The 19,343-nt window shown below is 53.5% G+C and carries 18 protein-coding genes and 1 pseudogene; 13 read left to right on the top strand and 6 right to left on the bottom strand.

Annotation, left to right across the window (positions count from 1 at the left end):
- Positions 1–113 precede the first annotated feature (113 nt).
- Both rny and OH144_RS14340 read left to right on the top strand, forming a co-directional pair.
- Complete coding sequence (gene rny, locus OH144_RS14345; protein ID WP_266202948.1) at positions 114–1,712, top strand: ribonuclease Y; 1,599 nt, start codon at positions 114–116, stop codon at positions 1,710–1,712.
- 264 nt (positions 1,713–1,976) lie between these two features.
- Complete coding sequence (locus tag OH144_RS14340) at positions 1,977–2,537, top strand: dihydrofolate reductase family protein (protein WP_266202945.1); 561 nt, start codon at positions 1,977–1,979, stop codon at positions 2,535–2,537.
- A gap of 99 nt (positions 2,538–2,636) precedes the next feature.
- On the opposite strand, the gene OH144_RS14335 is transcribed toward OH144_RS14340, so the two are convergent.
- The 3 genes from OH144_RS14335 to OH144_RS14325 form a co-directional block, all read right to left on the bottom strand.
- Positions 2,637–3,224: a carboxymuconolactone decarboxylase family protein gene (locus tag OH144_RS14335; RefSeq protein ID WP_266202944.1), complete on the bottom strand. Its 588-nt coding sequence runs from the start codon at positions 3,222–3,224 to the stop codon at positions 2,637–2,639.
- A 146-nt stretch (positions 3,225–3,370) separates the two neighbouring features.
- Positions 3,371–3,928 (bottom strand): peroxiredoxin, encoded by a 558-nt coding sequence (locus OH144_RS14330; RefSeq protein ID WP_266202943.1) that lies wholly within the window; start codon positions 3,926–3,928, stop codon positions 3,371–3,373.
- A 94-nt stretch (positions 3,929–4,022) separates the two neighbouring features.
- Positions 4,023–4,496, bottom strand: coding sequence for a Dps family protein (locus OH144_RS14325; RefSeq protein WP_266202942.1), 474 nt, complete (start codon positions 4,494–4,496; stop codon positions 4,023–4,025).
- A 166-nt stretch (positions 4,497–4,662) separates the two neighbouring features.
- Between OH144_RS14325 and OH144_RS14320 the strand changes: the two genes are divergently transcribed.
- The gene (locus tag OH144_RS14320) at positions 4,663–5,601 is read left to right on the top strand and encodes a hydrogen peroxide-inducible genes activator (protein WP_266202941.1); all 939 of its coding nucleotides are present in this window, start codon (positions 4,663–4,665) and stop codon (positions 5,599–5,601) included.
- Positions 5,602–5,698: 97 nt separating this feature from the next.
- Positions 5,699–6,679 (top strand): Gfo/Idh/MocA family protein, encoded by a 981-nt coding sequence (locus OH144_RS14315; RefSeq protein WP_266202940.1) that lies wholly within the window; start codon positions 5,699–5,701, stop codon positions 6,677–6,679.
- A 272-nt stretch (positions 6,680–6,951) separates the two neighbouring features.
- Here OH144_RS14315 and sucD read toward each other — a convergent pair whose 3' ends face one another.
- Positions 6,952–7,842: a succinate--CoA ligase subunit alpha gene (gene sucD, locus OH144_RS14310; RefSeq protein ID WP_266202939.1), complete on the bottom strand. Its 891-nt coding sequence runs from the start codon at positions 7,840–7,842 to the stop codon at positions 6,952–6,954.
- Positions 7,843–8,121: 279 nt separating this feature from the next.
- On the opposite strand from sucD, the pseudogene OH144_RS14305 reads away from it, so the two are divergent.
- Both OH144_RS14305 and OH144_RS14300 read left to right on the top strand, forming a co-directional pair.
- Positions 8,122–9,102 (top strand): annotated as a pseudogene (locus OH144_RS14305) (PLP-dependent cysteine synthase family protein); the annotation flags it as partial.
- 318 nt (positions 9,103–9,420) lie between these two features.
- Positions 9,421–9,858, top strand: coding sequence for a response regulator (locus OH144_RS14300; protein ID WP_266202937.1), 438 nt, complete (start codon positions 9,421–9,423; stop codon positions 9,856–9,858).
- Positions 9,859–10,803: 945 nt separating this feature from the next.
- Here the strand turns inward: OH144_RS14300 and ade are convergent.
- Positions 10,804–12,450 (bottom strand): adenine deaminase, encoded by a 1,647-nt coding sequence (gene ade, locus OH144_RS14295; RefSeq protein ID WP_266202936.1) that lies wholly within the window; start codon positions 12,448–12,450, stop codon positions 10,804–10,806.
- A gap of 89 nt (positions 12,451–12,539) precedes the next feature.
- Here ade and OH144_RS14290 point away from each other — a divergent pair, with 89 nt between their 5' ends.
- The 5 genes from OH144_RS14290 (at position 12,540) to OH144_RS14270 (ending at position 15,969) form a co-directional block, all read left to right on the top strand.
- Positions 12,540–12,695, top strand: coding sequence for a hypothetical protein (locus OH144_RS14290; protein WP_266202935.1), 156 nt, complete (start codon positions 12,540–12,542; stop codon positions 12,693–12,695).
- Positions 12,696–12,718: 23 nt separating this feature from the next.
- Positions 12,719–13,423, top strand: a complete 705-nt coding sequence (cmk, locus tag OH144_RS14285) for a (d)CMP kinase (protein ID WP_266202934.1) — start codon at positions 12,719–12,721, stop codon at positions 13,421–13,423.
- A gap of 10 nt (positions 13,424–13,433) precedes the next feature.
- Positions 13,434–14,327, top strand: a complete 894-nt coding sequence (locus tag OH144_RS14280; protein WP_266202933.1) for a 4-hydroxy-3-methylbut-2-enyl diphosphate reductase — start codon at positions 13,434–13,436, stop codon at positions 14,325–14,327.
- A gap of 79 nt (positions 14,328–14,406) precedes the next feature.
- Positions 14,407–14,949 (top strand): DUF502 domain-containing protein, encoded by a 543-nt coding sequence (locus tag OH144_RS14275; protein WP_266202932.1) that lies wholly within the window; start codon positions 14,407–14,409, stop codon positions 14,947–14,949.
- Positions 14,950–15,156: 207 nt separating this feature from the next.
- Complete coding sequence (locus tag OH144_RS14270) at positions 15,157–15,969, top strand: alpha/beta fold hydrolase (protein WP_266202931.1); 813 nt, start codon at positions 15,157–15,159, stop codon at positions 15,967–15,969.
- Positions 15,970–16,023: 54 nt separating this feature from the next.
- On the opposite strand, the gene OH144_RS14265 is transcribed toward OH144_RS14270, so the two are convergent.
- The gene (locus tag OH144_RS14265) at positions 16,024–16,539 is read right to left on the bottom strand and encodes a hypothetical protein (protein WP_266202930.1); all 516 of its coding nucleotides are present in this window, start codon (positions 16,537–16,539) and stop codon (positions 16,024–16,026) included.
- Between the two features lie 140 nt (positions 16,540–16,679).
- On the opposite strand from OH144_RS14265, the gene OH144_RS14260 reads away from it, so the two are divergent.
- Both OH144_RS14260 and OH144_RS14255 read left to right on the top strand, forming a co-directional pair.
- Positions 16,680–17,885 carry a PQQ-dependent sugar dehydrogenase gene (locus tag OH144_RS14260; protein ID WP_266202929.1) on the top strand — a complete coding sequence of 402 codons (1,206 nt, stop codon included), beginning with the start codon at positions 16,680–16,682 and terminating at the stop codon, positions 17,883–17,885.
- A gap of 972 nt (positions 17,886–18,857) precedes the next feature.
- On the top strand, positions 18,858–19,340 hold the full coding sequence (locus OH144_RS14255) for an ATP-dependent zinc protease family protein (protein ID WP_266202928.1): 483 nt from the start codon (positions 18,858–18,860) through the stop codon (positions 19,338–19,340).
- Positions 19,341–19,343 lie beyond the last annotated feature (3 nt).

Raw genomic sequence — 19,343 nt, 5'->3', positions numbered from 1 at the left:
AGGCCTTTTTAACCTTAGCCTCCGTTTATACTTCGTTTGGGCCCGAAAGCCACACCCAGTCCCCCTTTGCAGGTGCTTGCTATGCGTGATAAACAAACATAAACGCTATAGTTATGCCCGATATCCTTTATATTTTAATTACCGCCCTAGTGGCGCTCGTTGTGGGCGTACTGATAGGGCGCATGATGCTGCAGAAAGTATTTAAGCAGCAGGAGGAGGAGGCTCGCCAGAGAGCCAAGAACATCATCCGCGAAGCGGAGATCAACGCGGAGGCGCTGAAGAAGGACCGCATCCTGGAGGCCAAGGAGAAATACCTGAAGATGAAAGCCGAGTTCGAGGAAGAGTCAAACAAGAAGAAGAACATCATCATCCAGAACGAGAACAAGGTAAAGCAGCGCGAGCAGCAGGTACAGAAGCAGATGGAGCAGGCCAAGCGCCTGGAGTCCGACTTGCAGAAGGAGAAGGAGCAGCTGCACGCGGAGCTGGAGAAGGAAAGAAACCACCTGCATGTGCAGCAGGAGCAGCTGAAGAAGCGCAAGGAAGAAGTGGAGCAGCAGCACGGGGAGGTTGTGGGCCAACTGGAGAGGATAGCAGGGCTGACCGCCGCCGAGGCACGCGAGCAACTGGTGGAGGCCCTGAAGAGCGAGGCTCAGTCCCACGCCTCATCTCACATTAAGGACATTGTGGCGCAGGCCAAGCTTACCGCCACCAAGGAAGCCAAGAAGATCGTTATCGAGACCATTCAGCGTACCGCCGCCGAGCATGCCATTGAGAACTGCGTATCGGTGTTTAACATCGAGAGCGACGACATCAAAGGCAAGATCATCGGCCGCGAGGGACGCAACATCCGTGCCCTGGAAGCTGCCACCGGCGTGGAGATCATCGTAGACGATACGCCTGAGGCAATCATTATCTCGGGTTTTGACCCGGTTCGCCGCGAGATCGCGCGCCTGTCGCTGCACCGCCTGGTGGCCGACGGCCGTATTCACCCTGCCCGTATTGAGGAGGTGGTGACCAAAACACGCAAGAACATTGAGGAGGAGATCGTGGAGATCGGGGAGCGCACGGCCATTGACCTGGGCATCCACGGCCTGCACCCGGAGCTGATCAAGATGGTGGGCCGCATGCGCTTCCGCTCGTCTTACGGCCAGAACCTGCTGCAGCACTCGCGTGAGGTAGCCAACCTTTGCGCCACCATGGCCGCCGAGCTTGGCCTGAACGTGAAGCACGCCAAACGCGCCGGCCTGCTGCACGATATCGGCAAGGTAACGCCGGACGAGCCGGAACTGCCGCACGCCATCATTGGTATGGAGCTGGCCAAGAAGTATAAAGAGCATCCGGACGTATGCAACGCCATTGGTGCCCACCACGACGAGGTGGAGATGACCGCGATGGTATCGCCGCTGGTGCAGGCCTGCGACGCCATCTCTGGCTCCAGACCAGGTGCCCGCCGCGAGATCATGGAGTCCTACATCAAGCGCCTGAAAGAGCTGGAAGAGGCAGCGGTGTCTTTTGAAGGAGTGAACCAATGCTACGCCATCCAGGCCGGCCGTGAGCTGCGCGTGATGGTGGATGCCGACAACGTGTCGGATGAGAAAGCCTCGCAGCTGTCGTACGACATCTCCCAGAAGATCGAGAAAGAGATGCAGTACCCGGGCCAGATCAAGATCACGGTTATCCGCGAGATGCGCGCCATCAGCTACGCTAAGTAAGTTTTCGTATTTGATATTAATAAGGTTGAACCGCCTGCTGCATCTGTGGCAGGCGGTTTTGTTTTACCTGTACTTGCCCCCTGATAACAGGTGGTGGTGAACCTCTATTTCTAAATTTATAACAATGTTAGTATATTCAGTATGCGGTTCGGTTTGGTCACCGGATTGGAGGTTAAACGGAATAAGTCCTTATATACTATAGTTGTAAAAGCAAACACTTAGCCTAAAGGTTGTTCTCAAACCCAAACAAGCGAATCAGACTGAATGAGAAAGGTAGTGTTAGATCTGGCAGTAAGCCTGGACGGCTTTATTGAAGGGCCAAACGGAGAAGTCGACTGGTGTATCATGGACGATGACATGGATTTTGAAGGCTTCCTGTCGGGTATGGACACGATCTTCTACGGCAGGGTGAGCTACGATATGTGGGGCAACTACCAGCCTGACGCAGACGCAAGCGAAGCAGAGAAGGCACTGTGGACAGGCGTTCATGCTAAAAGGAAAGTTGTGTTCTCCAGCCAGGAGCGGCAGGACAGCAATGCTACCTTTATCACCTCGGACGTACCCGCTAAGGTTGCTGAAATCAAACAACAAGACGGTAAGGATATCTGGTTGTATGGTGGAGCAAAACTGATTACTACTTTCATCCATCACGGGCTAATTGATGTTTACCGGATTTCCGTTCATCCAACTGTATTAGGAGCAGGCAAGCCCCTCTTTGTTAACCTGAGAGAAAGAATAAACCTTCAGCTAACAGAAGTTAATAGATTCAGGTCTGGGGTAGTTCAGCTCATTTACGAGCTCAAGGGTAAAGAAGAGCAGGGTTGAGGTTTCATTTTGCCCTGTAGTGTCCCTCCATACTTGCATAAAGTATAAAGCCCCTGCAGAAACTGCAGGGGCTTTATACTTAACTTAGCTTTAGGGATATTATTTGATAATCTTGCTCAGGCCCACCACCACGGCAGCTACACGGATGGCATCGAAAATGCGCGGCTCGGTGGTACCCAATTGCATCACAGAGGCCTCGTGGGAAGTAACGCAGCGCTCGCAGCCGTTGATGGCCGAGATGGCCAAGCTCATCAGCTCGAAGAACTCCTTGCCTAGCACCGGCTTCATCATGATGTTCATTTTAATGCGGGCAGGTTGCTGCTCATATTCCTCCTTGCCGGCGAAGTGGCGGAAGCGGTAGAGGATATTGTTGGTGGCCAGCAGGGAAGCGCAGGCAATGGCCTCGGCTACCTCGCCTTGCTCGGCACCGTTCTCCAGTGCCTTCTCCTCAAAAGCCTTTGCCAGCACATCATTTTCTTCGTTGGCCGCAGCAGCTAGGGCCAGCAAATAAGCCTCTTTAGTACTTAGGGCTTCGCCGCCCAGGGCGCTTTTCAGGTTCACGCGCAGGTCGCGGAGGTAGCGCGACTCGGTTTCGGTCAGTTTTTCCAGGGCAGCGAAGGTGCTCTCCTCTGGCAGGCCCAGGTCTTTTAGTAAATCTATCTTGGTTTCTTGTGTTGCAGTCAGCATGATAAGGGTGATTACAGTTTGGTTGGATTCAAAACTAATTACAAGTATGGCAGCGGGCGGCCAGGCAACAGGAGATCATTCCGGCCGCCGCGCCATACATCAGTCTAAATAAACTATATGAAAAGTGCGCCTAGGGCGCGTGAAGATTAGGCTTCGATGGTTTCCTCGCCTTTCTGCCAGTTGCAAGGGCATAGCTCATCGGTCTGCAGGGCGTCCAGCACGCGCAGCACCTCGGCCACGTTACGGCCCACGTTCAAATCGTTCAGGCTCACCCAGCGGATGATGCCCTGCGGGTCCACGATGTAGGTGGCGCGGTAAGCCACTTTCTCCTCGGCCTGCAGAATGCCCAGCTCCTCCGCCAGCGACTTTGACGTGTCGGCCAGCATCGGGAAGCGCAGGTTGCGCAGGTCTTCGTGGTCGCGGCGCCAGGCGGCGTGCACAAACTCCGAGTCGGTAGAGGCACCGATCAGGATGGCGTCACGGTCGCGGAACTCATCGTAGTTCTTGTTGAACTCGGCGATCTCAGTGGGACATACAAACGTGAAATCCTTCGGCCACCAGAACATCACCATCCACTGCTCGTTGTGGCGGTGGGTTTCGCTGGAGATCTCGAAAAACTCCTTGCCTTTCTCTATGGATACAACAGCCTGCTTTTTAAACTCCGGGAAAACCGAACCAACGGATAAAATTCTATTTTGAGTCATTTTTAAAGTATAAAGGGTGAATTATGTATGAGTTAATGTATAGCTGCCAGTGCAGCTTATACTTTGATGAAATCTTATGTCCTTTGTCAGGTTGTTAGCTCAGGAAGGCGCTCAGCATCCAGAGGGTTTTTTCGTTTTCGTGGATGTCCTCGCTGATGAGGCTCACGGTGCCCTCATCGCCTGTCTCGGCGGCTAGCGTCAGGATCTCGCGCTCCAGGTCGAGTAGGGTGCTCAGGTTCTGGTGCGTGACCTGAACGGTTTCTTTGCCGTCGCTCAGGTTGGCGGCCTCTTGTATGCTGGACACGCGCAGGTACTCCGAGAACGTATGGAGCGGCTGCTGGCCAATCGTCAGGATGCGCTCGGCAATGGCGTCTATCCTGCCGAGGGCAGTGTTGTAGAGCTCCTCAAACTTGTCGTGCAGCTGGAAGAAGTACACGCCTTTGATGTTCCAGTGGAAACCGCGCAGGTTCTGGTAGTATAGGTGGTAATTCGCCAGCAGCTCGTTCAGTTTCTCTGCCACCTGCTTGCTGTCTTTCTTCTGTAGTCCGATGTTCGAAAGTTTTTCCATGTCTTATTTTTTCTGTTATTCTGCGTTCTTGTTGTGACAAAGGTCCTGTTAAAGGCTATATATATCAAATCGATTGTATTTATACTTTGATAGATTGAGTTTATGATGTAGCTTTGTGTAGCCTGAAGTAGAAAGTATAGGCGCTGGATTTTGCATTGAGTACCTTATGACCTTAGTACAATTAGAATACCTGGTGGCCGTAGACACGCACCGCCACTTTGCCACCGCTGCCGAGCATTGCTTTGTAACCCAGCCCACGCTAAGCATGCAGCTGCAGAAGCTGGAGGAAGAGCTGGGCGTGCAGTTGTTCGATCGCAGCCGCGTGCCGGTGCGGCCCACCGAGCTAGGCAAGGATATTATTGCCCAGGCGCGCGTGGTGCTGGCCGAGAGCAAAAAGATACAGGAGCTGGTGCAAAACCAGAAGCTGGAGCTGAGCGGGGAGCTTCGCATCGGCGTTATCCCGACGCTGGCCCCGTACCTGATCCCGCTCTTTATTACCAGCTTTTTGGAGAAGCACCCGCAGGTGCGCGTGGTGGTGCAGGAGCTGCTCACCGACGAGATTGTGGAGAAGCTGAACCACGAGTTGCTGGATGTGGGCCTGCTGGTAACGCCGCTGGCAACGAAAAGCATAAAGGAGCTGCCGCTGTTCTACGAGGCCTTCGTGGCTTACATCAACCCGAAACACCCGCTGGCGCAGCAGTCGCGCATTGCCGCCGATGAGCTGGATCTGAGCTCGCTTTGGGTGCTGAATGAGGGCCACTGCTTCCGGAGCCAGGTACTCAATATCTGCAACCGCGGCGGCAGCGCAGACCCTGGTAGCCACCTTGACTACAAGAGCGGCTCACTGGAGACACTGAAACGCATCGTGGAGACGCAGCACGGCCTGACGCTATTGCCGGAGCTGTCGGTGCTGGAGATGCCGGAGGAGAAGCAGAAGCTGGTGCGCGCCTTTGAGGAGCCGCAGCCGCTGCGTGAAGTGAGCCTGGTGGTGCACCGCAGCTTCCTGAAGAAAAAACTGATCGAGGCGCTACGGAAGGAGATCCTTGACTGCATCCCGGAAAGTATAAAAAACCGCGAGAAGGCGAAGGTGGTGGCGATAAAGTAAAGTTTGTAGGGACAGGTCGCGGCCTGTCCGAAATTCAAGAAACCAAGCTATTGGCACAGCGCGGTGTTAACATCACAGAGCCTAAAAGTATAGAACTATGAAAAAAGTACGCTGGGGAATTATCGGCTGCGGCGACGTGACGGAAGTGAAAAGCGGTCCGGCCTTTAACAAGATCGAGAATTCCGAACTGGTGGCCGTGATGCGCCGCGATGGCGCCAAGGCACGCGACTACGCCGAGCGGCACGGCGTACCCAAGTGGTATGACAAGGCCGAAGATCTTATCCACGACGCGGAGGTAGACGCCGTCTACATTGCCACGCCTCCCGACTCGCATGCTGCTTATACTTTGCAGGTGGCCGCCGCCGGTAAACCGGTGTATGTAGAGAAGCCCATGGCGCTGAACCATGCGCAGTGCCAGGAGATGATAGCGGCCTGCGAGCAGGCGCAGGTGCCGCTTTTCGTGGCCTTTTACCGCCGTAGCCAGGCCCCATTCCTAAAGGTAAAAGAGCTGCTGGAGCGTCAGGCGATAGGAGAGGTTCGGTTCGTAAACATCAAGCTGTACCAGCCTTTGCAGCCGCACCTTTACCAAGAAAACCCGCCCTGGCGCGTAAAGCCGGAGATCTCCGGCGGTGGCTTGTTCCATGATCTGGCCCCGCACCAGCTCGACATCCTTGATTTTATGCTAGGACCAATCGTTTCGGCGTCCGGACAGGCAATTAATCAGGCAGCGTTGTACGAGGCAGAGGACCTGGTGACAGCGCAGTTGAGATTCGAAAACGGGGTGCTGGGCAGCGGTGTGTGGTGCTTTAGCGTGGCCGAACAGCAGCGGGCCGATCGCATAGAGATAATTGGGAGTGCAGGCCGCATCTCCTTTCCGGCATTCGCCCGGGAACCTATACTTCTGGAGACAGCAGCCGGCACCGACGAGTTTCTGCTTCCGTTACCGCAGCATGTGCAGCAGCCTTTTATCCAATCTATTGTAGAGGAGCTGACTGGTAAAGGGAAATGCCCCGGTTCCGCTGCCTCAGCCGCGCGTACTTCGTGGGTGATGGATCAGATTGTGGGGCGGGGAAAGTAAATCAAAAGACCTCGCAGCGTCCGGAGGTCCTGCGAGCGTCTGTTGGGATACTAATTTAAAAGAATTGTCCCCTTGAGGGGACCACAGGGGTGTAAAGCTAGGGAGCAAGTTAACTAAGACAGTGTTGAGGCGCAATCTCCGCAAGTATAAACACCCCTATAGTGCCCTCATGCTCCCCTTATACTTTATAATCCTGCCGAACCATAAACAAAACAGGCTGCCTTTTCGGGCAGCCTGTTCTTATACTTTAAAGTATACTTTCAGAAGTATAACTAAGCGTTGATGCCAGCCTCTTGCAGGGCTTTTACCATTGCGTCACCGATCTCAGCAGGAGACTCCACTACGTGAATGCCATTCTCACGCATGATCTTCATTTTAGCAGCGGCAGTATCGTCTGCACCACCCACGATGGCACCCGCATGGCCCATACGACGACCAGCCGGAGCCGTCTGTCCGGCGATGAAACCAACTACCGGCTTCTTGTTACCGGTTTCGCTGATGTACTTGGCAGCCATAGCCTCGTAGTTACCGCCAATCTCACCGATCATCACGATCGCGTCTGTCTCCGGGTCGTTCATCAGCAGCTCTACAGCGTCTTTGGTAGGCGTTCCGATGATCGGGTCACCACCGATACCGATAGCGGTAGAAATGCCCAGGCCAGCTTTTACGATCTGGTCAGCGGCCTCATACGTTAGTGTACCAGACTTGGAAACGATACCAATACGGCCTGACTTAAACACGAATCCTGGCATGATACCAACCTTCGCTTCGCCTGGCGTAATCACACCCGGGCAGTTAGGTCCGATCAGGGTCACCTCTTTACCTTTCAGGTAGTTTTTAGCAGCTACCATGTCTTTCACAGGAATACCTTCTGTAATGCACACGATAACTTTTATACCGGCAGCGGCAGCCTCCATAATGGCGTCGGCAGCAAAAGCCGGTGGAACGAAGATGATAGATACATCGGCTCCGGTCTTCTTTACAGCCTCTTCCACTGTGTTGAAAACCGGCAGGTCCAGGTGGTTGTTGCCGCCTTTGCCCGGGGTAACACCACCAACTACGTTTGTGCCGTACTCAATCATCTGTGATGCGTGGAAAGAGCCCTCCGAGCCGGTGAAGCCCTGCACAATCACTTTCGAATCTTTATTTACTAAAACACTCATGTGTATCTTATTTTAGGTTGTGTATAGACGGTACTACGATAAGGTTGTGCAAAAATAGGCTTTTTTGCGGCGCTTGCAAAAAATTGTTGCCGCTAATATAGGCCTCGCGCCGGAACCTCAGACCCTTCTGCGGGGTTATGAGGTGGCGATGTCCGGCGGCGCGAAAACGTGTTTTTTCGGGAGTCGCGCAGCCTGCCGCCGCGCCTGTCCTTATGTGCGCAGGGCAATGGTATGGCTTATTTTCTTTATATTTGCACCTAAATCCAAAAAACAGAACAGATGGCATATCTGAATCATATTACCGAAGCGATCGGTAACACCCCGCTTGTAAAGCTGAACAAAGTAACAGACGGTATAAAAGGCACCGTGCTCGCTAAGGTAGAGTACGCCAACCCGGGCAACTCGGTTAAGGACCGCATGGCGATCAGAATGATCGAGGACGCGGAGAAGGCCGGTATCCTGAAGCCAGGAGGTACCATCATTGAGGGCACCTCGGGAAACACCGGTATGGGCCTGGCGCTGGCGGCTATTGCCAAAGGCTATAAATGCATTTTTACGCTTTCCGATAAGCAGAGCAAGGAGAAGATGGACGTGCTGCGCGCCATGGGCGCCGAGGTGGTAGTTTGCCCTACCAACGTAGCCCCCGATCATCCGGACTCATACTACTCGGTGGCCAGGCGCCTGAACGAGGAGATTCCGAACTCTTTTTACCCCAACCAGTACGACAACATGTCTAACACGGTGGCGCACTACGAAACCACCGGACCTGAGATCTGGGAGCAGACCGAGGGCAAAATCACGCACTGGGCAGCAGGTGTGGGCACGGGAGGTACCATCTCCGGCGCCTCAAAGTACCTGAAGGAGAAAAACCCGGACATCGTAACAGTGGGCATTGATACCTATGGCTCGGTGTTTAAGAAGTATAAGGAAACCGGCGAGTTCGACGAGAACGAGATCTATGCTTATGCCACAGAGGGTATAGGGGAGGACATCCTGCCAAAGAACGTGAACTTCGACCTGATCGATACCTTTATCAAAGTTACGGATAAGGATGGCGCCGTAATGACGCGCCGCCTGGCCCGTGAGGAAGGCCTGTTCGTGGGCTGGTCGAGCGGATCGGCAGTGTACGGTGCCCTGGAATATGCCAAGGAGCACCTGAAAGAGGGAGATGTGATGGTGGTATTGCTGCCAGACCACGGCACCCGCTACCTGGGCAAGATCTACAACGACGACTGGATGCGCCAGCAAGGCTACATCGACTAAATTATTGCATGCTAAAGTATAACGGAGGCCCGGCACTTTGTCGGGCCTTTCCCTTTACTACGGCAACATCGGGCGCCTTTTAGAGTATAAGTCTTTCGTCGAGCACGGATTACCGGCTGTGCCGCTAAACAAACAGGCACCTAAAGTGCTTATAGTTTAGCTGTCGGCTTTTTGCTTAAGTATCAGGGGGTAAAGCAGGAAAGAGTTGGATAAATAGCGCGCTTTTAATTGCTCAGATAATTAAAGTTTACATACATTTGCAATAGACCCCAGGATCTTATCCTGGCCCCTGCGCTTACGAGTGATTATAATACTATGAGAAAATTGTCAGGAATCTTACTTATTGATGACGATGACACGACTAACTTCCTGAACCAGCGGCTGCTCGACAGGATGGAAGTTGCAAAGCATATCCGTACTTTTGTGAACGGCAAGCAGGCATTTGATTACCTGTACAATGTGAGTAACAACAACTATGAGGAAGAAAGCGACGAGTACTTCAAGCCCGAACTGATCTTCCTGGACATCAACATGCCGGTGATGGACGGTTTCGAGATGCTGGACCTCTACGAGCGCCTGAACCCGGAGTTCAGGCAAAGGATTATGATGGTGGTGCTGACTACCTCCACGCACCCGCAGGATACGGCCAACTCGCAGAAGTATAATGCCGAGTACCTCATCAAACCCCTGACCGCCGAAAAAGTGAACAACCTGCTGAAGAAGCATTCTGATAGGAATAAGAAGGAAGCTTAACCAAGTATAAAGTATAAAAAAGGCGGGCACTCCCATGGGAGTGCCCGCCTTTTTTATACTTTATACCTTACGTTGCGATGTTTGCGGAAATATAAACTTATCCCTGGTCCCAAGCCTTTTCATCTGGCGCAAGTCTTCAGACTTGTGTCCTATTATGGCGTCGGGTTTGCAACCCGGCTGGCTTGAAAAGCCATACTTATACTTGACTATACTTTACACTTAAGTTGTACTTTGCTCATCCTTCCGCTGGCGCGGGCTTGCAGCCCGTGTCTATTTATTCGTTGGATTGTCAACCCGCCTGGCTTGCTGAGCCATACTTTATACTTCCATAGCCCCTGCTTTCTACAACTTGACACAAGCTATCCTTGCTAGCTACCGCTGATCCTGTAGTTCCCACAAACGTATCGTTGCATTTCCTGCTTTGGCTCCCTCTAGCCCGGGAGGGCTCGTCCTTGGGCATCGCACTGTCTACATTCCCTTTGCTCCTACGTCGCAATGCCTCGCTTGCGCTCGTCACCGGAAATCTAGAAGGCGCTCAACCCAAGGACTGGGGTAGCATTTCGATAGCTCCTGCTATTGCTGTCATCGCGTCCTTGGGGAGAGATCTCTTTAGATTTTCCAGATAGATCTCTCGCCCTGCTCGAGATGACAACAGAAATAGCAGAGCTCCCTCCCCTGTTCTTAGGGGAGGGCTGGGGTGGGGTGAAGCAGAGGGGCAGATGTAGTTTTATACTCTGTCTTTGGCAGATAGTCTTCCGCCCGGAATCCCCCTGATAGCTCCCTTCAGGGCAGGGGTGGTTAATTGCGACTTGGGTTTATATTTATACTTATACTTATACTTATACTTATACTTATAGCGGAACGCTACCGGCTGCCGCACATCCGGCAGAGGCGAGCGAGGGCATACTACTTTACAACCCTCTAACTCCTAAACCCCCTAACTCTCTAACCCTCTAACTTTTCAGCCACCGGCACGAATTGGAAGGTATCGCCGTTGAAAAGCCCCTGATCGCTGAGCTTGAGCGAGGGGATAACGAGCAGCGCCATGAACGAGAGGGTCATGAAGGGCGAGGCCAGCGTGCTGCCCATCTCCTTGCTCATGCGGTCTATGGCCGCGTAGGCCTCCGCTACTTCATACCCATCTTTGGCCGACATGATGCCAGCCACCGGCAGTGGCAGCAGTTGCTCTTTGCCCATGCCCACGGCAGCCACGCCGCCTTTCGCCCCGATGATCAGGTTCACGGCCCGGGCCATACTTTCATCATCCACCCCCACGGCAATAATGTTATGCGAGTCGTGGCCAACGGAGGAAGCGATGGCGCCCTCTTTTAAGCCCACATTTTTGATAAAGGCCACGGCCGGGATCGTGTTCTGGTAGCGGTTCACGACGGCGATCTTGAGCACGTCCTGCGCCACATCCGAAAGTATAAAACCGTTCTCTACGCGCGGCGTTGCCCATACTTGCTTGGTGATCAGCTGCCCGTCAAAGGCCTCAATTACGCGGATTCTGTCCGCATCGCCCACCGGTACCTCAAACTGCTGTGCTACCTTCACGTCGGTATCAAAGTTGTTGATTTCCTCGCTCGGCGTAAACGGTATTTTTGATCTACCACTCTCTGCCACCAGTTCGCCATTAATGTAAGTGGCCAGCACGTTGAAGCTTTCCGGGTTGTCGATAAGTATAAAGTCGGCCGCATCGCCCTCGCGCAGCAAGCCTACTTCCAGCTTGTAATGCTCCACCGGGTTAACGCAAGCCGCCTGCAGCACATGGAACAAGTCGTTGCCCTTGGCCAGCGCACGCTTCACCAGCAGGTTAATATGGCCCTCTACCAGGTTGTCGGGGTGCTTGTCGTCAGAGCAGAACATGATGTTGGGGTAGTGCTCCGGCAGCAAAGGTATGAGCGCCTCAAAGTTCTTGGCGGCACTGCCCTCGCGTATCAGGATCTTCATGCCCACGGCCAGTTTGTCCAGGGCCTCCTCAGCGGTAAAGCACTCGTGGTCGGTGGTGATGCCGGCGGAGGCATAGAGTTTTGCCTGCTCGCCCATGAGCCCGGGGGCGTGGCCATCCACGGCTTTGCCATACTTTTTGGCCAGGTCGATCTTCTCCATCACCTGCGGGTCGCGGCTGAGCACGCCGGGCCAGTTCATCATCTCAGCCAGGTACTTGATCTCCTCGCGCTGGAATAATTTCTCGATGTCGGCGGCCGTTATCTCTGCGCCGGCGGTCTCGAAGGGCGTGGCCGGAACACAGGACGGAGCGCCGAAGTAAAACTTAAATGGTACTTTTTTTCCGTTCTCCACCATGTACTCCACGCCTTTTATACCCAGTACGTTACCAATCTCGTGCGGGTCCGACACGGTGGCCACGGTGCCGTGGGGCACGGCCAGCCGGGCAAACTCGCAGGGTACCAGCATAGAGCTCTCTACATGCACGTGGGCATCCACAAATCCCGGCAAAATGTAATTCGTGCTGTCGGTAGCCTCACGAACTATTTTAGAAATGCGGCCGTTTGACACATGAACCGTGCCTTGGTAAATCTCCTGGTGATGGATGTCGATGATGTGTCCGGAAACAGTATGGTGGGTTTGCATGGGTTGTATCGTTTAGAACTTAAAATTGCCCGTCGGTAGGTGGGCTTAAACCGGCAAATTACCTTATATTTGCATCAAATTCAGTTGCTTTGAGAAAGTTAATTTCATACATCGTTTTAGCGGGCTTCCTGGCCACCGGTACGCTGGCGGGTTGCTCCGGCAAAACCCCGCAGCAGAAAAAAACGGCTAAATACCTGAAGAAAAGCAAGAGCGGCAACGTGCCCTGCCCCTGCGACTCCAACTAATCCCCCTTTTTGATTTCCCTGTTATGAAGAAAATAGTAATCGCGCTCGACGGATACTCCTCATGCGGCAAAAGCACCACGGCCAAACTTGTAGCCGCCGAACTTGGCTATGCTTACATAGATACCGGAGCCATGTACCGAGCGGTTACACTATACTTCCTGAACCATCATATTTCACTTACCAACCCGAAGGAGATAAAGGAGGCGCTCCATAACATCGAAATTGAATTTCATTACAACCCAAAGACAAAACGCAACGAAATATACCTGAATGGCCTGAATGTTGAAGATGAGATCCGTAAGATGTATATCTCCAACATGGTGAGCGAGGTGAGCGTGATACCGGAGGTGCGCCGCGCCATGGTGGCCCAGCAGCAGCGGATGGGGCGCAAGCGCGGGGTGGTGATGGATGGCCGCGATATCGGCACGGCCGTTTTCCCGGACGCGGAGGTGAAGATCTTTATGACCGCTGACGTGGAAACCCGCACCAAGCGCCGCCAGGACGAACTGCTGGCCAAGAAGCAGCTGGTGAACTTCGACGAGATACGCGAGAACCTACTGAAGCGCGACCACATCGACTCGACACGCACTGAGAGCCCGCTTCGCCAGGCAGAGGACGCGCACCTGCTCGACACCTCGCACATGACGATAGATGAGCAGGTGGAGTTTGTAATGGAACATGCAACGGCGCAACTGCTCCGAAACGAGTATGCTGCGCAACAAAACTGAAGGTAGAGAAATGAACGTAACCATAGACAAGAATTCCGGCTACTGCTTTGGCGTAGAGTTCGCCATACAGATGGCCGAGGATGAAATGGAGACCTGCGAGGAATTGTACTGTCTCGGCGATATTGTGCATAACAGCATGGAGGTGCAGCGCCTCTACCAAAAAGGGCTTCGGATCATAGACCGCGACCAGCTGAAAGAGCTGCGCGACTGCAAGGTGCTGATCCGTGCCCACGGCGAGCCGCCGGAGACCTACAAACTGGCACTGGAGAATAACATCGAGCTGATCGATGCCTCCTGCCCGGTGGTGCTGAAACTGCAGAACCGCGTGAAACACGCCTTCGACGCCGGCAAGCCCAGCGATGCGCAGGTGGTGATCTACGGCCAGGTGGGCCACGCCGAGGTGATCGGCCTGGCCGGCCAGACCCGCGACGAGGCCATTATCGTAACCACGGAGGAGGACCTGGAGAAGATCGACTTCACGCGCCCGGTAACACTCTTCAGCCAAACCACCAAGAGCACCAAAGGCTTTTACCATATTAAATCGCTGATAGAGGAGCGCCTGCAGCAGGCTAACCAAGACAGCACCGTTGTGCCAGCTTTTGATGCCAACGACAGCATTTGCCGCCAGGTGTCGAACCGGGAGCCGCAACTGGCCAGGTTCTCTACCGAGCACGACGTAATCGTATTCGTGAGCGGCAAGAAAAGCTCCAACGGAAAGGCGCTATATAGCGTATGTAAGCAGCATAACCCCAACAGCTACTTTGTCGAGAATGAGGAGGAACTGCAGCGCGAGTGGTTTGACGCAGCAGGTAGCGTAGGTATTTGCGGGGCTACCTCCACGCCCATGTGGCTGATGGAGCAGGTGGCAGCCAGTATAAGCACCTTTGAGGCAGAGCAGGTATAAATATTAGCAATTCACTATAAAAGCTTTTTGCTAATTTAGGCTTTGCTTCGGCAAAGCCTTTTTTTATGCATAGAACAACATGAGAACCCTTTTTCGCTATTTCTTAAATGGCCTGCTGATTATCGCCCCCATTGCCATCACCGTGTTCATTGTGGTCGGGATTATAGATTGGCTGAATAGTATTTTCGACCTGGGCATACCGGGCCTGGGCATCCTGCTGATGGTGGTGCTGCTGACGGTAGTGGGCTTTATCGGGTCGTCGTTTTTTGTAAGGCCTTTCCTGGTGGCAGTGGAGACGCTGGTGCACAAGGTGCCGCTGGTAAGCATCATCTACTCCAGTATAAAAGACCTCTTCGATGCCTTTGTGGGCGATAACCAGAAGTTTAACCGCCCCGTGATGGTGAAGATGACCGAAGACTCCGAAAACCACAAACTCGGTTTCGTAACCCAGGATGTGCTGCTGCAGCTTAATGTGGAAGATAAAGTAGCCGTATACTTTCCGCACTCCTACAACTTCTCCGGCGAGTTGTTCCTGGTGCCCAAGCGCAACGTCACCTACCTCGACCTGCCCAGCTCCGAAGTGATGAAGTTTATCGTGTCCGGTGGCGTGTCGAAACTGTAGGGAGTTGGGGAGTTAGAGAGTTTAGGAGTTAGAGAGTTTAGGAGTTAGAGAGTTAAAAAGTGAAGAAAAACGTAGATTATACTTCGCCACATTTTACGGTTTATACTTCCTTATTTACGCTGCGTATTTTATACTTTAAATGAGGGGCATCTTATACTTTGACTCCCAACTTTCTAACTCCCAAACTCTCTAACTCTCTAACTCAAATTGCCTTACCTCATCCAGGATAAATCGAAGCTGCATTACCGTGTGATCGGGCACGGGCGCCGCGTGATGCTGGCCTTTCATGGCTATGGGCAGAGCAGCGGCTATTACCTGCCGATGGAGAAGGCGCTGGGGGGGGATTACACGATTTACGCTTTCGACCTGTTCTTTCATGGGCGCAGCCACCTGCACAAGCACAACATGCCGCTCACGAAGGATTTTCTAAAGGATTTTATAGCGCGTTTCCTGGAGAAGCAGGGGATAGAGGAGTTTTCGCTGATGGGCTTCAGCATGGGCGGCAAGTTTGCCCTTACACTGGTGGAGTGCATGCCGCAGCGCATCCGGGAGCTTTTCCTCATCGCGCCGGATGGCATCAAAACAAGCTTCTGGTATAATATTGCCACCTATCCTGGCTGGCTGCAGCAGCTCTTTAAGCGCACCGTAGTAAAGCCGGAGTTCTTTTTTAAGATGCTGCGGATGCTGCACCGCTACAACCTGGTGCACAAAAGCCTGCTCCGCTTCGCGCATTACCAGATGGACAGCACCCCTAAGCGCCTGCGCGTGTACCGCAGCTGGATCGGCTTCCGCGACCTTAACTTCGACATCCGCAGAATCGTGCAGCTGCTGAACAGGAATAAAGTGCCCGTTACCATGTTCCTGGGGGAGTATGACGAGATCATCTCGCCGAAGCGGGTGGCCGTGTTTATGGAAGCCCTGCACGATGGCGAACTGGTGATCCTTAAAACCGGCCACTCGCACCTGCTGCAGGAGGTGGCGGAGCTGCTGCACAAAAAGCGCACCTCAGATCCGGACTAAGGGTTGATACTGTACTTGCAGGTCTTCAGCGCTTTTCCTGCCGCCTGTCTCAGGTTAAAGCTCTTCTGAGAGGCGTAGTGGTGGCAGCAAATAATAGCGGCCGTCGAGGCGGGCGGTGGTAAAATGCACCTGGAACGGCAGGCCCGAACCTGAGTTCAGGTGCAGCTGCGCCGGAAAAATGATTGCGTTGCGGGTAGGGGGAGTATCGGCGACGATGGTTTCTTTGATGGAGGTTGTCGGCCAGTCCACCTCCAGCGTCGCGCCATTCTGTATCACCTGCCCGAAATCCTTCTGGAAATCCAGGAGCATATCGGTGGGGGAGTAGAGCAGGAGCGACTCCCGCACTGTGGCGGTGCCGAGCTGCATCATTTTGTCATATACCCGCTTATCAGCCAGGTGCTGGCGCAGCAGCTCAAAGTTGTTTTCCTGCAGCGCCTGGTGCAGCAGCAGCGCCAGTACCTCCACACTTTCGGCGCCTGCCTGCTGGTTGAACTCCTGCCGCTGCACAGCCAGCGTATCCGGGTCCTGCGCTGCGGCTGGTGTGGCTACAACTAAAGCTCCTGCTACCATCCCCAAAAATATTTTATCCTTTGCCATTTACCTGCCCTGCCTGTTGCTTAAACATTGTGCCTTTACAGGAGTATACGTACCGTATAAGTTGCCTGGCCTGTGCCACAGCTTGCAAATCCTTCAAATAAAACCTGCGACACATGAAAAAAACACTACGCCTGTTCTGCCTGGGCATCGCCCTGAGTGCTGTAAGTATGGGCTGCGATTCCGACAGCGGAAACAACGACACCACCAAAACAGGGCCAACCGAAAACGAGCAAGCCGAGGATGAGGGTGGCGGTATAAGCCTGCCTACCGGACCTATCGACAAAGACCTGGAGCGCATTAAGCTGCCCGAGGGTTTCCGGATCGATTATTACGCCAAGGATGTGGATAATGCCCGCTCCATGGTGATGAGCGAGTCGGGGATACTGTTTGTGGGCACGCGCGGCGATGACAAAGTATACGCGGTGGTGGACGAGAACAAGGACGGCAAGGCGGACGAGGTCGTGGTGGTGGCGTCGGGGCTGAACATGCCCAACGGGGTGGCACTCCGCAACGGGGAGCTGTATGTGGCCGAGGTTAGCCGCGTGATCAAATTCCCGAACATTGAGCAGACCTTCCGCGACAAGCCAAAGTATGAAGTGGTGAACGATGCGTTCCCGTCCGACACGCACCACGGCTGGAAGTACATTGCTTTTGGCCCGGATGATAAGCTGTACGTGCCGGTGGGTGCGCCCTGCAACATCTGCAAGTCCGAAAAGCCGATCTATGCCTCCATCGCGCGCATGAACCCCGACGGCTCCGGACTGGAAGTATATGCTGAGGGTGTGCGCAACACCGTGGGCTTCGACTGGCACCCGCAAACCAGGCATTTATACTTTACTGACAACGGCCGCGACATGATGGGCGATAACCTACCACCCGACGAGCTGAACCGCGCCACCGAAAAAGGCCAGCACTTTGGCTACCCCTACTGCCACGCCGGCAAAATATCCGACCCTGATTTCGGCAGCCAGGGCAACTGCGCCGATTTCGTGGCACCCGTGCAGAACCTGAGCCCGCATGGCGCGGCGCTGGGCATGAAATTCTACACCGGCAGCATGTTTCCGGCCGAGTATAAGAACCGCATTTTTATAGCCGAGCACGGCTCCTGGAACCGCTCCCAGAAAATAGGCTACCGTGTGATGCAGGCTGTGATGGATGGCAGCGGCAACGTAACCGGCTACGAGCCCTTTGCCGAGGGCTGGCTGGAAGGCGAAGACGATTGGGGGCGCCCGGTGGATGTGCTGGTGATGAAAGACGGCTCGCTGCTGGTGTCGGACGATAAGCAGGGGGCTATCTACCGTATCACGTACGCCAAGTAACCCCTCCCCAACCCTAAGAACAGGGGAGGGGGGGCAGTACTTGTTCCAGCCACCCCTACCCCTCCTTAGCCAAGGAGGGGAGTCTGAAATTACTGCTGTCAAAGTATAAGTTTCATAGGCGCTGTTCTCGCGCGGACAGGTCGCGACCTGTCCGCGCGAGAAGTATGAACCCACCCCTACCCCTCCGAGGAGGGGAATTGTCCGGCAGTCGATTAACATCCCCCTGCCCTTCAAAGGGGGACTTATACTTGTTCCATAGCAAAGGCAGCAGCTATCGAACTTGATCCCAGTTTTTCTGTGAGGCGCCTATGCGAGTTTTTCCGGTGGCGAGCGTGAGCGAGGCATTGCGACGTAGGAGCAAAGGAAAAGCTCCCAGCGCCGAGCAGGAAAACGAGCCCTCTCGGGCTTGAGAGCACCAAAGCCGAAAATGAAACGGTAGGCTTGTGGGAACTAGAGGGTCAGCGGTGGTTTGGAAAGGTTAGCTTGGATCAAGTTGCAGGAAGCAGCGGCTCATGGAAGTATGGCCTAAGCACAAAAGGCACAAGCGGACGCTTGCGCCAGCAGAAGTAAAAAGTATAGCTTTTCAAGCCACCCGGGTTGCAAACCCGACTCCATAATAGGATACTAGTCAGAAGACTTGCACCATGAAAGGGATAAAGTATAAAAGTATAGATGAAGTATAAAATCCTGCTCATTCCTGCATTCTGAAAATCCTGATGCAGACAAGTACAAAGTATGACCTAAGCATAAATCAGATAGCCCAAGTATAAAGCATGGCCTAGCAAGCGAATGAAATTGCAAACCCGACCGGAAAGTAATTCGCAAGTATAAAGACCTGCGCCAGCAGAGGAGGGAAATTAAACAAAGTATAAAACAACAACATCCATGAACCAAAAAGCCAGTTTTATACTTTGTTTAATTTCACCACGGGTAATGCGTAAATCCTGATTATCGCACTATCTTTAACCGCTGATGAGAGAGGAAAAACACAACAAACCCAAGCCGGAAAAAAAGCTGATCGGGCGGCGCGAGCTGGTCTCCTTCCCGGGCCTTGATATCGAAGAGATAGAGGCCAAGGTGGATACCGGTGCCTATACCTCGGCTATCCACTGTTCCGACATACACGAGGAAGTGCGTCCGGACGGCACCAAAGTCATTGCCCTGGACCTGCTGGACCCCTCGCACCCGCAGTACAACCACAAAAAGCTGGAGTTTACCGAGTATGACCTGCGGGAAATAAAAAGCTCGATAGGAGAGCGACAGGAACGCTACGTGATCCGTACCAAGATCAAGATTTTTGAGGAGGAGATAGAAGCTGAATTCTCGCTCTCAGACCGCAGCGACATGAAGTACCCGGTGCTGATAGGCAGAAAGCTGCTGCAGGGCCGTTTTATAGTAGATGTAGCCAAAAAGAACCTGGCCCACAAGTATAAGATCAAACACAAACAGAAATAAAGA

Source organism: Pontibacter kalidii, assembly GCF_026278245.1.
Lineage (GTDB): Bacteria > Bacteroidota > Bacteroidia > Cytophagales > Hymenobacteraceae > Pontibacter > Pontibacter kalidii.
Note: the sequence above shows the minus strand (reverse complement) of the source record. Positions and strands in the feature narration are given on the sequence as shown.